The sequence below is a fragment of the Arthrobacter sp. B0316-1-20 genome (genome assembly GCF_059091865.1).
Genome location: NZ_JBNHHC010000010.1, coordinates 217,907 through 231,110 on the forward strand (window position 1 = coordinate 217,907; position 13,204 = coordinate 231,110).

The 13,204-nt window shown below is 65.4% G+C and carries 10 protein-coding genes and 1 pseudogene; 5 read left to right on the forward strand and 6 right to left on the reverse strand.

The genetic code is table 11. The features are described 5' to 3' along the window. Positions 1–11: 11 nt before the first annotated feature. Together AC5RW2_RS18390 and AC5RW2_RS18395 are read right to left on the reverse strand one after the other, a co-directional pair. The gene (locus tag AC5RW2_RS18390) at positions 12–755 is read right to left on the reverse strand and encodes a maleylpyruvate isomerase family mycothiol-dependent enzyme (protein ID WP_493962618.1); all 744 of its coding nucleotides are present in this window, start codon (positions 753–755) and stop codon (positions 12–14) included. A 224-nt stretch (positions 756–979) separates the two neighbouring features. Further along, positions 980–2,283: pseudogene (locus AC5RW2_RS18395) on the reverse strand (MFS transporter). Positions 2,284–2,442: 159 nt separating this feature from the next. Between AC5RW2_RS18395 and AC5RW2_RS18400 the strand changes: the two are divergent. Next, positions 2,443–3,309, forward strand: a complete 867-nt coding sequence (locus AC5RW2_RS18400) for a methylenetetrahydrofolate reductase (protein ID WP_493962617.1) — start codon at positions 2,443–2,445, stop codon at positions 3,307–3,309. A gap of 279 nt (positions 3,310–3,588) precedes the next feature. Next, entirely contained in the window at positions 3,589–3,888 is a 300-nt protein-coding gene (locus AC5RW2_RS18405) for a hypothetical protein (protein WP_493962616.1), read from the forward strand. Positions 3,889–4,036: 148 nt separating this feature from the next. Here the strand turns inward: AC5RW2_RS18405 and ligM are convergent, their stop codons facing one another. Further along, positions 4,037–5,443 carry a vanillate/3-O-methylgallate O-demethylase gene (gene ligM, locus AC5RW2_RS18410; protein ID WP_493962615.1) on the reverse strand — a complete coding sequence of 469 codons (1,407 nt, stop codon included), beginning with the start codon at positions 5,441–5,443 and terminating at the stop codon, positions 4,037–4,039. Positions 5,444–5,689: 246 nt separating this feature from the next. On the opposite strand from ligM, the gene AC5RW2_RS18415 reads away from it, so the two are divergent. Next, positions 5,690–5,980, forward strand: a complete 291-nt coding sequence (locus AC5RW2_RS18415; protein ID WP_493951396.1) for a DUF1540 domain-containing protein — start codon at positions 5,690–5,692, stop codon at positions 5,978–5,980. 122 nt (positions 5,981–6,102) lie between these two features. Here AC5RW2_RS18415 and putP read toward each other — a convergent pair whose 3' ends face one another. Continuing rightward, complete coding sequence (putP, locus tag AC5RW2_RS18420) at positions 6,103–7,614, reverse strand: sodium/proline symporter PutP (RefSeq protein WP_493962614.1); 1,512 nt, start codon at positions 7,612–7,614, stop codon at positions 6,103–6,105. 222 nt (positions 7,615–7,836) lie between these two features. On the opposite strand from putP, the gene AC5RW2_RS18425 reads away from it, so the two are divergent. Continuing rightward, positions 7,837–9,570, forward strand: a complete 1,734-nt coding sequence (locus AC5RW2_RS18425; RefSeq protein ID WP_493962613.1) for an ABC transporter ATP-binding protein — start codon at positions 7,837–7,839, stop codon at positions 9,568–9,570. Next, positions 9,567–11,606 carry an ABC transporter ATP-binding protein gene (locus AC5RW2_RS18430; RefSeq protein WP_493962612.1) on the forward strand — a complete coding sequence of 680 codons (2,040 nt, stop codon included), beginning with the start codon at positions 9,567–9,569 and terminating at the stop codon, positions 11,604–11,606. Before AC5RW2_RS18425 ends, AC5RW2_RS18430 begins: the two co-directional genes overlap by 4 nt. A 77-nt stretch (positions 11,607–11,683) precedes the next feature. Here AC5RW2_RS18430 and AC5RW2_RS18435 read toward each other — a convergent pair whose 3' ends face one another. Together AC5RW2_RS18435 and AC5RW2_RS18440 are read right to left on the reverse strand one after the other, a co-directional pair. Continuing rightward, positions 11,684–12,475, reverse strand: a complete 792-nt coding sequence (locus AC5RW2_RS18435) for an IclR family transcriptional regulator (RefSeq protein WP_493962611.1) — start codon at positions 12,473–12,475, stop codon at positions 11,684–11,686. A gap of 66 nt (positions 12,476–12,541) precedes the next feature. Further along, on the reverse strand, positions 12,542–13,165 hold the full coding sequence (locus AC5RW2_RS18440) for a cob(I)yrinic acid a,c-diamide adenosyltransferase (RefSeq protein ID WP_493951391.1): 624 nt from the start codon (positions 13,163–13,165) through the stop codon (positions 12,542–12,544). Positions 13,166–13,204: the final 39 nt, after the last annotated feature.

Below are 13,204 nucleotides of genomic sequence, written 5' to 3' on the forward strand. Positions count from 1 at the left end.
TGCCGCCCGACTTAGATCCAGCGGGGTGCTGGGGGCGCGTTCGTCCTGTTGGAGGTGATGCCGCGAGTCGACCGGCCCGCAGCCCAGCCGGCGATATCCGGCAGGGATCCGGTGACAATAACCGGGTCGGCGGCCGAGGTGTCGCCGAGTTGCGTGACACCGCCAGAGCCCAGGACCTCCAGTCGCAAGTCTTTGTCGTCGCCGCGATGGTGCCAGGCTCCAGTGATGTCTTTGAGCAGGCGTTCGAGCACGTTGGCGGGCATGTCGGCGAAGCTGGCGCCGTTGTCGAGGTCGACGGCGTGGATCCAGACTTCGCGGGTCCGCCACCAGACGGTTTCGGTGGCCGGGACGGTGTGGCCCTTGGCGGCTTTGACCTCGTGTCCCCACGCTTCTTGCGGTGTGTTCCGCCATGCAACGTCGAGGTGGTTGGCGGACTGTTCGTAGAGGTCGCGCAATTCGGCGGGGGAGAGCAAGGCGCCATGGTCGATTTCTTCGTTCCTTGCCTGCCGCGAGGAGTACATCGGCGTTTCCACGCCGGTGTTGGCCCATCCGATCAATCGCGCGATGGCGCGGGCGTTGTAGCCGACGTGGGCGATGACGTGGGCTCGGGTCCAGCCGGGCAGCAACGAGGGTGCAGCGAGCTCATCGTCGAAGAGTTCGTTGAGTTTGCGGTTAAAGAAGACGGTGCCACGGCGGGCGGTGAGCAGCGCGCGCCGGAGGCCCGGGTCCTGGGCGAGGTCCTGGTTTGCAACCATGATGTCTCCTGCAAATGGGTGGCAGGCGCGCGGCCCGCTCGCACGGGCATGCCTGGCCGTTCGGTTTCGACTGCTGTCACGGGTAGGTCCAGTCCCCTCTGCCGTCAAGCGTAGCGCTCGGAGTGCCGCGGGCTCGGGCCAGGGGAAATGGAGCCCGTACCGCTGAGGGCAACGGCGGCACCCCGGTGGGCACCGCCGTCGTCGTCAGGTGCTGACCGTTGCCGCTAGGCGCTGGCCGGCTCCACGGGTTCCAGTTTGCGCTCCAGCGGGTGATCGATCTCGTCCTTCAGCATGCCGCCGAAGGTGAGCGCCAGCACGGCCAGGAGCGGCAGAGCCAGGCCCACCAGCAGGAAGATCAGCCAGATCGGCACCACTTCGCCCAGCGGCCCGGCCAGCGCCATGGAAACCGGCATCAGGGCGAGCGAGACGAAGAAGTCCAAGCTGGATATGCGGCCGAGCAGGTGCGAGGGCACCCTCCGCTGCAGCAACGTGCCCCAGATGACCTGGCCCGAGCTGCCTGTGGCACCGACGACGAACAGCGCTACTGCCATCACCCAGAAGCTGTCGGTAAGCCAATGACCGCGATGGGCAGGGCGCCAAGGCCCCAGAACAGCAGCATCACGGTGAGGTAGCGCCTTGGCAGCCGCAGGGAGGCGGTGAACAAGGCCCCTACCGCTCCGCCGATACCGAAGATGCCGAGCAGGAAGCCGAAGGTCTTCGAATCCCCGCCCAATTGGTCGGCGACGGCGAACGGCAGCAGCACCTCGATTGGACCGATAAAAATGAGCACACTCACCACGGCCCACAGCAGCGTCCACAACAGCCAGGGAGTCTTCAGGGTGTACGACACGCCCTCGCCCAGGTCGGCCAGGACCGAACTGCGTTTGGCGGGCGCGTCTTCTGCGGCGACGGACGCAGCGGTTCCCTGATCCGGAATCAGCTCCTGACCCAGGAAGTTCAGGATGACCAGCGCGGCCAGATGGCACAGCGAGATCCAGCCGATCGCTGCGCCGGGCGAGAAGGAAGCGACAACCATTCCCGCCAAGGCGGGGCCCGCGGCCTGCTGCAGCAGCGGGCGCATGGTGCCTTCCATGCCGTTGGCGGCCAGCAGGTCCTCGGCCGGGAGGATCCTGGGCAGGATGGCCGAGTAGGCGGGGAAGAAGAAGGCGGCTCCCACACCCATCAAGAAAGCGGCCGCGGCAAGGTGCCACAGTTGCAGCAGTCCAGTCAGGGCAAGCAGCGTTACGGCGCCGATGGCCAACAGGTTGGCCGCCTCGACACAGATGATCAGGCGGCGGCGCGGAAGCCGGTCGGCCGCGATGCCGCCCAGCAGTACGAACGCCAGCAGCCCGACGCTGGAGCAGGTGGCGACGAGCGAGAGCTGGATGGGGCCACCGCCCAGTGCGATGACTTGGTAGACCATGGCCACGGCCCACATGCCCGTGCCGAAAACCGAGATGGCCAGGGCTGAAATGAGGATGCGGTAGTTGCGGTGCGCGAAGGGCCTCAGCACGCGGGGCGTGGACATGGTTGTTCCTGAGATTGAAGGGAAGGCTTCAACAGTATGCGCCCAGTGATTGAGAAAGGCAAACCACTCGCAACCCTCTATATCCGTAGTGGCTTTGCGGCTAGACTCGCAGCAAGCCGGGCAGGAGTGGCCGGTGCCACACGTGGAAGGACTTAGACCATGGCCGACCCTAAGCATGCTTCATCGGACGGTGCGCGCGCGTTGCTCGACGACTTCTCGCTGGAGATGACCGGCAAGGACGTTCCGGCGCTGGAAGGCGCGGCCGGCACGATTCCTCCGGGCACACAGATCAACGTGACCTTCCTGGGGAACGAGGACCTGCCGATGAGGGTTTCCGCGGCTGCGGCAGTGAAGCGGCGTGGCTTCGTGCCGGTGCCGCATGTGTCTGCCCGCCGGTTGGCCTCACAGTCGGAATTGGAGGATTTCCTGCAGGCTTTGTCCACCGACGCGGCGCCGGAGGACGTCTTTGTCGTGGGCGGTGACCCGGCTGAGCCGATGGGGCCGTATCCGGACTCGCTGGAGGTGATCCGCAGCGGATTGCTGGCCAAGTATGGCATTCGGAGGGTGGGCATTAGCGGTTATCCAGAGGGCCATCCGGATATTTCCGACGACGTGCTGTGGAAGGCGCTGGAGGACAAATACGCCGAGTTGCAGCAGCAGAACCTGGAGTCGGTCATCATCACCCAGTTCGGCTTCGACGCCGATCCCGTGTTTGAGTGGCTGGCCGAGGTCCGCCGCCGGGGGATCAAGGCACCGGTGCGGATTGGCGTCCCGGGTCCGGCCGGGGTCAAGCGGTTGCTGAACTACGCCAAGCGCTTCGGCGTGGCCTCCTCGGCCGGAATCGTGCACAAGTACGGGTTCTCACTGACCAACTTGCTGGGCACGGCCGGGCCGGACAAGTTCCTGGAGGAATTCGCCAGCCGCTACGACCCGACTGTGCACGGCACGGTGAAGCTGCACTTCTACACTTTCGGCGGAATGAAGGCCACCGCGGAGTGGGTCACCGACTTCCGCGGTGGACGGTAACGGGCTTTCGGGGGAGCGGTACCGAGCGTCTGCGGCAGGTGGGAGTCGGCTTTCGCTCCCACGTATAGGAGTAACTTCCCGAGTTTCAAAACGTTTGCCCAGCTCTGACTAGGTTGAATGCTTCGGTTGGCTCCTGAGATGTGGGAGCGAACGGCCGGGTGTGAGGCCGGCTGGCCGGGTGCGCAGCGAGGGCGCAGGCAATTCCCCGGCCCTGTTGCACGCGACCGCTCTGTGATTAGGTGAAGACAGGGCGCACCGGCGCCTGAGGGAAGGAGCTTCATGAGCGAGAACATCAGCAATCCGGACCGATACGACCGCGAGGACCGTGACAAAACCTTGGGTGAAACGGTGCGGGACGAAGAGGTGCTACCTCCGGGTGAGATACCGCCGGATGCCAAGCAGGGGCTGGCCAACGTCTACGGCGATGCCGATCGCACCGCCATTGATGATCCCGTCAGCGAGCCTGGGCCCGTGGATGCTGCTGCCATCGAGCACATGGAACAGCACTACAGCGTCCGAGAGACGGAGTCGGGCGAGCGATACGTCGAAGAGACTGTCCTGCGCGAGGACGGCGACTAATCAGCGCGGTCGCCGGCGCTCGCCGCGGAACGCGGTGACATAGCCGGCCAGCTGCTATCGCCGAGTCCTTTAACTGAAGCGGCGGGGAGGATGCCTTAGGGCACCCTCCCCGCCGTTCGCCGTCGTGCTCCTCAGGAGCAACCGGGCATCAGGCCTGCTTGCCGGAGCGCCAGCCGCCCGGGTAGTCCTGGCGGACCGCCGAGGAGTACGGCACCGGGCTGACAATGGCGCGCACGTTCAACTGCTGGTGCGGCTCCACCGTGGTCTTGCTGGACCCGCCGTCGGGTTCGCCCCACACCACGGTGACCTCGGTGCCCTCCGGCACATCGGCGTCCACGGTAGCCAGGGACAGGGCCTTCTGCTCGTTCGCCGAGTAGCCGGTGAACATGGACAGTCCGATCGTCTCGCCCGCGGCGTCGAGCACGGCGTCGTAGTTCGACGAGCCGTAGTTGGCCAGCGGGAGGTCGAAGTACTTGTAGGACTTGCCGTCGGGGTCGAAGAGCGAGGCGAAGATCTTGGCCATGTCTTCGGCGTTCCACTCGAGCGTGACCTTCTTGCGCTGCGTTGCCGTATCAATCTTCTCGAGGGCCTCGCGGCCGATGAAGTCGTGGTCGAACTTCACCATGTGGCCGTAGCCGAGCTCCCACGGGTTCAGGTAGTAGTCCTCGATCTTGTCGGAGACGAAGCTGCCGGCCACGGCGTTGACCGCTTCGTAGCTGTCGGCGCCGAGCCACTCGCGGTAGGGGCGGAGCTCCTCGCCGGTGTAGATGGCCGGCAACGGCGACGGGATCCAACCGGATTCGAGCGTGTTCGAGGGGTAGGCCCGGGAGCCGACAGCGAGCATGCCGAACTCCTGGCCGGCCTCCAGGATGGTGTCCCGAACCTGGTCGTAGGTCTCGTACGGCCCCCAGATTTCCAGCCCCGGAGCTCCAGCCATGCCGTGGCGCAGGGTGTGGACCTGGCGGCCGGCCACCTGCATGTTGTCCATGTTGAAGAACTTCAGCTGCTCCACCGGGCCGCCGTTGATCTTCTCGATGATCTTCCAGGCGTTCGGGCCCTGGATCTGGAAGCGCCAGTACTTGCGCTTCACGGGCTGGCCCATGGGCCGCGACGGCGACCGGCGGTCCACCTCGATGTCCACGTCGTAGCCGCCGGTTTCACCGTGGTAAATCAGCCAGTTGGCGGCAGGGGAGCGGCCCACGTAGACGTACTCGTCTTCAGCCTCGTGGAACAGGATGCCGTCGCCGATCACGTGTCCGGCCGGCGTGGTGGGCACGTACTGCTTGGCTTTGTTGACCGGGAAGTTGGCTACCGAGTTGATCGCGGTATCCGAAATCAGCTTCAGGGCGTCCTTGCCCTTGATGAACAGATTGTCCATGTGGTGCGACTGGTCGAACAGCACCGCGCTCTCACGCCAGGCGCGCTGCTCGCTGCGCCAGTTGGTGAATTCTGGGGCGACGACGGGGTAGATGTAGGCGCCGATCTGCGAGTTCCGCAGCATCTCGACGGTGTTGCCGGATTGGTCCAGGACTTCCTGGAGGTTCTTTGCGCTCATGGGTACTTGTCCTCCTAGATGCGGCTTGATTGTGACGCAGTGCACAACCCCAAGACACCTCGACTCTATATCTATGGAGGTAGTTATGTCGACGGTTTTTGCCGGAGGAAAATTCGCCGGCAAGGAAATAAGGCACGAAAATCTGCCTTTTTGATCGGCCGCGGCAGGCATAACGTGGTGGACACGAATCCAGCCCATCCGAGGGCGCGCGCCCAGCCAGGGCGACAGAAGCATGGAGGAGCCGCCATGACCGCAACAGCTCAGGTGACCGATTGCAGCGTCACCAACTGCTCTTTCAACGACCACACCGAATGCAACGCCGGGGCCATCACTGTTGCCGGCGGCGAAAACCACGCTGCCTGCGCCACGTTCATTGATACCGGTGCGCACGGCGGGCTGCCCAAGGTTCTGGCCGGGGTAGGTGCGTGCCAGCGGAGCGAGTGCGTGCACAACGACCACCTGATGTGCCAAGCTCCGGCGGTCCACGTGGGCCCGGGCGCCGATAACGCCGACTGCCTGACCTACGCACACCGGTAGCCAGCGACTCTGCGAGCCACCTGACCTACGCGCACCGGTAGGCCGCGCAAGATGCCCTTCCCGACTTCGTCAAGGGCCGACGTCGGGAAGACCACCTGGGTTTGTGGCCTCAGTGGGGCGGATCAGCGCTCCGCGGCAAGCACCGGAGCTTCCGCCGCGTGGACCCGATGGACGGCTTCGTTAAACTCCGCCTCGATCTCCGGCGTGGGCTTGTGCGTCAGGAGGCTGACGACGACGGCGACGACCACGTTGAGGATGAAGCCCGGAACAATCTCGTACATGGTGTCCGTGAGCGCCGACGTGCCCCAAACAAACACCGTTGCCGCACCGGCGACCATGCCGGAGAGTGCGCCGGCGACGGTGAGCTTCCGCCAGAACAAGCACAGGATGATGGTCGGGCCGAAGGAAGCGCCGAAGCCCGCCCACGCGAAGGCCACCAGGCCCAGGATGGTGTCATTGCGGCTCCAGGCCAGGATGCCCGCCACCAGGGAGACCACCAGCACACCCATCCGGCCGAGCATCACCTGGGTCTTGGCCGACGCGTATCTGCGCGCGAAGATCTTGTACAGATCCTCTACCAGCGCCGACGAGCAGACGATCAACTGCGACGACACCGTGCTCATGATCGCCGCCAGCACGGCCGCCAGCACAAATCCGGCGACGAACGGGTGGAAGAGGATCTGGGACAGGTCCAGGAAGACGGATTCGGCCGACTTGGCGTCCGTGAGGGAGTTGCCCGGGTTCTGCTGGAAGTAGGCCACGCCGACCAATGCGGTGGCGACGGCGCCAACGACGGTCAGCAGCATCCAGCCGATGCCGATCCGGCGGGCGGCTTTCGCCTCGGCGGGCGAACGCAGCGCCATGAAACGGACAATGATGTGCGGCTGCCCAAAGTAGCCCAGGCCCCACGCTGCAGCCGAGATGCCGGCGACGGCACCGCCGGTGAACAGGCTCAGGTGGTTCGGATCCACCTGCTGGATGGATTCGATGGTGGCGCCGAGGCCGCCGGTGGCGAAGACGCCGACAATCGGCACCAGGAGCAGGGCCGCGAACATCAACAGGCCTTGGGCGACGTCGGTGTAGCTGGCGCCGAGGAAGCCGCCGAACATGGTGTACAGGACCGTGACGCCGCCGACCACCAGCATGCCGATCTCATAGGTGGAGCCGAACGATGACTCGAAGAAGATGCCGCCGGCCACCATGCCGGAGGACACGTAGAAGGTGAAGAACACCAAAATGATCACACCGGAGACGACCCGCAGCAGGTGCGAGCGGTCCTTCAACCGGTTCTCCAGGAAGCTGGGAACGGTGATGGAGTCGTTGGACACTTCGGTGTAGGAGCGCAGCCGTGGGGCCACGAACTTCCAGTTGAGCCAGGCGCCGATGGTCAGGCCGATGGCGATCCAGGCCTCGAACAGGCCGCCGACGTAGAGCGCGCCCGGCAGCCCCATCAGCAGCCAGCCGGACATGTCCGAGGCGCCGGCGCTCAAGGCCGCGACGCCGGGCTTCAGGCCGCGGCCCGCCAGCATGTATTCGTCAAGGTCGCTGGTGCGCCGATAGGCCCACCAGCCGATAGCCAGCATGCCTGCCATGTAGATCAGCATGGCGATGATCTGGAAAATCTGGTCGTCCAAGTGGGGCCTCCCCGGTAGCGGTTCGGCGCCTCAGTATTCCAGCGACCCGCTGGTGGCGCCAGTCACAGGGCGTACCGCAGCGGGAATCCGGGCTAAATCGTTTCATCCATACGGTGAGCCGGCAGGGAAAAACTACCGATTGAGTTTCGCCAATCAGTGATAAGGTGTAGCCTCTATCTGCCCTCACTTCAACCCTTTGCCCGAAAGTTGCGTCATACCCAGATGCTGCTCCGTTTAATCCGCCATTATGGGCGCCCCTATCTTCCCTTCGTCTTCGCCGTAGTGGTGTTGCAGCTGATTGCCACCATCGCGGCGCTGTATCTGCCCAGCCTTAACGCCCAGATCATCGACGAGGGCGTTGCCCGCGGCGATACCGACTACATCTGGAGCACCGGCGGCGTGATGCTGACCGTCAGCTTTGTCCAGGTGGCCGCCGCGATCGCCGGCGTCTATTTCGGCTCCCGGGCCGCGATGGCGGTTGGCCGCGACTTGCGCCGCGGCATTTTCCACAAGGTCACCGGGTTTTCCGCCCGCGAAGTGGGCCAGTTCGGCGCACCCAGCCTGATCACCCGCGGCACCAACGATGTGCAGCAGGTGCAGATGCTGGTGCTGATGGGCCTGAACTTCATGGTGATGGCGCCCATCATGTGCGTCGGCGGCATCATCATGGCACTCCGCGAAGATTTGCAGCTGTCCTGGCTGGTGTGGGTCTCGGTGCCGCTGCTGTTCGTTGTGGTGGGCCTGCTGGTCTGGAAGCTGATGCCGCTCTTCCGCACCATGCAGCAGAAGATCGACAGCATTAACGGCGTGCTCCGCGAGCAGATCACCGGCATCCGCGTGGTCCGGGCGTTCGTCCGCGAGCCGTACGAGGCCAAGCGCTTCGAGAAGGCCAACCGTGAACTGACCGATGTCTCGCTCTCGGTCGGCAACCTGTTCGTGCTGATGTTCCCCTCGATTGGCATGATCCTGCACTTGGCCACCGCCGCCGTGCTCTGGTTCGGCGGCCTGCGCGTGGACGCCGGTGAAATGCAGGTCGGCGCCTTGACCGCGTTCCTGCAGTACCTGCTGCAGATCCTGATGGCGGTGATGATGGGCACGTTCATGGCGATGATGATCCCGCGCGCCTCGGTCTGTGCCGAGCGCATCGGCGAGGTGCTCGACATCGAGCCTTCCGTGCATGAACCATCCGAGCCGGAAAAGGCACGCGAGCCCGCCGGAGTCGTCGAGTTCCGCAACGTGACCTTCGCCTATCCCGGCGCCGAGGTGCCGGTGCTGCGCAACGTCAGCTTCACCGCCCGGCCCGGGCAAACGACGGCCATCATCGGCAGTACCGGCGCCGGCAAGTCCACGCTGATCAGCATGCTGCCGCGGCTGTTCGACGCGGGCGACGGCGAGGTGCTGATCGACGGTGTTCCGGTCACCCACATGGCCCGCACGGACATCACCGACCGGGTTGCCCTGGTGCCGCAGCGGCCGTACCTGTTCTCCGGCACGGTGGCACACAACCTGCGCTTTGGCAATCCGGACGCCACGGACGAGGAGCTCTGGGAGGCGCTGCGCGTAGCCCAGGGCGAGGGCTTCGTCCGCGCCAAGGACAAGGGCCTGGAGTCGGCGGTCTCGCAGGGCGGCACCAACGTCTCCGGCGGCCAGCGCCAGCGGCTGTGCATCGCCCGGGCGCTGGTGGCCAAGCCCAAGGTCTACCTCTTCGACGACTCGTTCTCTGCGCTGGACGTGGCGACCGATGCCAGGCTGCGGGCCGCGCTGAAGGGGACCACCAAGGACGCCACCGTGATCATCGTGGCCCAGCGCGTGGCCACGATCATCGAGGCAGACCAGATTTTGGTGATGGAACACGGGCAGATCGTGGCCCGCGGCACCCACGAGGAGCTGCTGGAAAGCTCCGAGACATACCTGGAAATTGTTGATTCGCAGACCGCGGTGGAGGAAGTGGCATGAGCCCGGACAAAGAAACCCAGTCCGAGCTGGCCACCGGACCCGAGCCGGTGGCAGCGCCCACCCCGGCCGCTGCCGCGGAAGCCGAAGCCGAGGTCCTGGAGGAGCAGTTCCAGCCGGGCGAAGCCGACCAGGACTTCATGACCGGGACCCCGGTCCGCAAGGCGCAGCACTTCTGGCCGTCCGCCAAACGGCTGTTCGGCCTGCTGAAGCCGGAGAAGGCCGGCATCGCCCTGGTGCTGGCCATGGTGCTGGTGGCCGTGGTGCTCAACGTGATTGCGCCCAAGGTGCTGGGCAACGCCATGGACGTGATCTTCAACGGCGCGATCGGCATGAACCTGCCAGCCGGTGCCACCCAGGCGGAAGTCATCGCGGGGCTCCGCGCGCAGGGCCAGAACCAGTTCGCTGACCTGCTCTCCGGCATGGAACTGGTGCCCGGAGCGGGCATCGACTTCCAGCTGCTGGGCAAACTGATCCTGCTGGTGCTGGGGATGTACGTGGTCGCGTCGCTGTTCATGTGGCTGCAGGGCTGGCTGCTGAACCGGATCGTCATGAAGGTGGTCTTCGGGCTGCGCCGGGACGTGGAAGCCAAGCTGAACCGGCTGCCATTGAACTACTTCGACACCCGCCAGCGCGGCGACATGCTCTCCCGGGTGACCAACGACGTCGACAATATCCAGCAGGCACTGCAACAGGCCTTCGCGCAGCTGATCATGTCCGCGCTGAGCCTGCTGGGCATCACCATCATGATGTTCATTGTCTCCTGGCAGCTGGCCCTGATCGCCCTGATCGCCCTGCCGCTCTCCGCCGTCGGCGCCGGCATCATCGGCACCCGGAGCCAGAAACTGTTCACCGCCCAGTGGAAGCACACCGGTGCGCTGAACGGCCACATCGAGGAGTCGTTCAGCGGCCACGATCTGGTCCGCGCCTTCGGCCGCGAACAGCAGTCGGTGGAACAGTTCGACGAGAAGAACGAGGAGCTGTACAAAGCCTCGTTCGGTGCGCAGTTCGTCTCCGGAATGATCATGCCGGTGATGCAGTTCATCTCCTACCTGAGCTACGTGGGCATTGCCGTGGTCGGCGGCCTGCGGGTGGCATCGGGGTCGATGACCCTTGGCGATGCCACTGCGTTCATCCAGTACTCGCGGGAATTTAACCAGCCGCTGAGCCAGATGGCGGGCATGGCCAACATGCTGCAGTCCGGCGTTGCCTCCGCAGAGCGGGTTTTCGAGCTGCTCGACGCCGAGGAGCAGGAGCCGGACACGGCCACCCAGACGCTGCCGGCCAAGACCGACGGCCACGTGGAGTTCCACAACGTCAGCTTCAGCTACACCGCTGACAAGCCGCTGATCGAAGACCTCTCCTTCTCGGCGAACCCGGGGCAGACGGTAGCGATCGTGGGCCCGACCGGCGCGGGCAAGACCACGTTGGTGAACCTGGTGATGCGGTTCTACGAACTGGACGCCGGCCGGATCACGCTGGACGGCGTGGACATCACCGCGCTCAGCCGGGCCGAACTGCGGTCCAAGGTGGGCATGGTGCTGCAGGACGCGTGGCTGTTCGGCGGCTCCATTTTCGACAACATCCGCTACGGCAACCTGGACGCCACCGAGGAAGAAGTGATGGCGGCGGCCAAGGCCACCTATGTGGACCGCTTCGTGCGGGCGCTGCCGGACGGCTACGACACCGTGATCGACGAAGAGGGCAACAACGTTTCGGCCGGTGAGAAGCAGCTGATCACCATTGCCCGGGCGTTCCTGGCCAATCCGTCGCTGCTGATCCTGGACGAGGCCACCAGTTCGGTGGACACGCGCACCGAGCTGCTGGTCCAGCACGCGATGGCCGCGCTGCGCTCCGACCGGACCAGTTTTGTGATTGCGCACCGGCTCTCCACCATCCGGGACGCGGACGTGATCCTGGTGATGGAGGACGGCAAGATCGTGGAACAGGGCAACCACGCCACGCTGCTGGCCGCCGAAGGCCCGTACTACCGGCTCTACATGTCCCAGTTCGCTGCTGCCGCGGATCCGGTGCCCTGATTCGCTGAACCACGGGAATAACGACGGCGGTGCCCGGGTGAGGATTCGCATCCCACCTTCAGCGCCGCCGTCGTCGGTTAGACGGGTGTGCAGCCCTCGGCGATTTGCTCGGCGGCACGGCGCAGCGGCGGAAGATGGGCAGCGGTCGCCGCCTGCAGGGTGTCCGGCGTAGCCAGCATGTTGACGCCGACCGCGGCGACCACCGCTCCGGCGGTATCCCTGACCGGCACGGAGACGGTGCGGTGGCCGGACTGCAGTTCGCTGTCGTTGACCGCGTAGCCTTGCCGGCGGACCTGCTCGATCTCCAACCGGAAGCGCTCGGTGCTGTCGATGGTCTGCTCGGTCAGCCGGCTGAACTGGCTGCCGTCCAGGGCGGCTCGGAATTCGTCCTCGCTCAATCCCGCCATCAGGACCTTGCCCATCGATGAGGCGTGGGCCGGAATCCGGGCGCCGACGGTCAGCCCGGCGCGGATCATGCCGGGAACCCGGGTGGCCGCGATGCAAATGACGTCGCCGCCGGCCAGCACGCCGGCCGTGCACGGTTCGTCGAATTCGTCCGTCAGCCATTCCACGCCTTGGCGCGAGGCCAGCACCAAGGGAGAGCCGGACAGGTAGCCATAGCCCAGCTCCAGTGCCTGATGGGTCAGCGCGAACTTCTCCCCGTGGCAACGCACGTAGCCCAGCTGGACCAGCGTCCGCAGCACCCTGGCGGTGGCGGCCCTGTTCAATCCGGCCCGTGCCGCAACGTCGGCGGCGCGCATGGACGGATTGCCGTCGTCGAACACGCTCAGCACCGACAGCCCGCGCGCTAAAGTGCGCACGGACGGCTCGGCGCCGGGCCGGAGGGCAGGCTCGCTGGTGATGGTCATCACTGGAGAGGATACCCGGCCAGCCACCCGGCGGTGATGCTGGTTACACTGTGCGAAGCAGTGCTCTCAGTTCGTGTCGGGGCGGTCCTCGAGGACGCCCAGCACGGACGACTCCGGAACCCACATAACGTCACCGTGTTCGGCGTTCGCCGCCCGGCCCATCACGAACAGCAGGCCCGACAGCCGGTTGAGGTAGCGCCCGGTCTCGCGGTTGACCACGTCCCCGTGTTCGTCCAGGGCAGCCCAAACCGTTCGTTCGGCCCGGCGCACCGCGGTGCGGGCCTGGTAGAGCAGCGCGGCGGAGAGGGTTCCGCCGGGCAGCAGCATGCCGCTGAGATCGCCGGCTTCTTGCCTGAAGTGGTCGATGGCACGTTCCAGCCGTTCCGCGTGCTCGGGAATGATGCGCGCGTCGACCGGGAGGTCGCTGGGATAGGGCACCAGTAGGTCGGCCATCAGGTCAAAGAGATCGTTCTGCACGCTGACCAGCATGGCGTTGGCCTCGGGAGACAGCCCGCCGCTGGCCATGGCTACTGCCACGGCCGCATTGGCCGCATCCACCTCGGCGTGCGCGACCACCCGCAGATCGTCTTTGGACACTTCGCCGTGGCTGCCGAACAAGGTGCGCCCGGAGTCCCCGTAATGGTCGGTTTCCGTCTGGTTGTCCGCTGCTGATTCGCCACGTTCATTCATGCCTGCAACTATACTTACCGGGACGTTTGACATCGAAGA

What these genes read in the sequence shown, in the direction of transcription:
- AC5RW2_RS18390 (WP_493962618.1), bottom strand. Translation starts at nt 755, where the DNA reads ATGGTTGCAAACCAGGACCTCGCCCAGGACCCGGGCCTCCGGCGCGCG.
- AC5RW2_RS18400 (WP_493962617.1), top strand. Translation starts at nt 2,443, where the DNA reads ATGGCCGACCCTAAGCATGCTTCATCGGACGGTGCGCGCGCGTTGCTC.
- AC5RW2_RS18405 (WP_493962616.1), top strand. Translation starts at nt 3,589, where the DNA reads ATGAGCGAGAACATCAGCAATCCGGACCGATACGACCGCGAGGACCGT.
- ligM (WP_493962615.1), bottom strand. Translation starts at nt 5,443, where the DNA reads ATGAGCGCAAAGAACCTCCAGGAAGTCCTGGACCAATCCGGCAACACC.
- AC5RW2_RS18415 (WP_493951396.1), top strand. Translation starts at nt 5,690, where the DNA reads ATGACCGCAACAGCTCAGGTGACCGATTGCAGCGTCACCAACTGCTCT.
- AC5RW2_RS18425 (WP_493962613.1), top strand. Translation starts at nt 7,837, where the DNA reads ATGCTGCTCCGTTTAATCCGCCATTATGGGCGCCCCTATCTTCCCTTC.
- AC5RW2_RS18430 (WP_493962612.1), top strand. Translation starts at nt 9,567, where the DNA reads ATGAGCCCGGACAAAGAAACCCAGTCCGAGCTGGCCACCGGACCCGAG.
- AC5RW2_RS18435 (WP_493962611.1), bottom strand. Translation starts at nt 12,475, where the DNA reads ATGACCATCACCAGCGAGCCTGCCCTCCGGCCCGGCGCCGAGCCGTCC.
- AC5RW2_RS18440 (WP_493951391.1), bottom strand. Translation starts at nt 13,165, where the DNA reads ATGAATGAACGTGGCGAATCAGCAGCGGACAACCAGACGGAAACCGAC.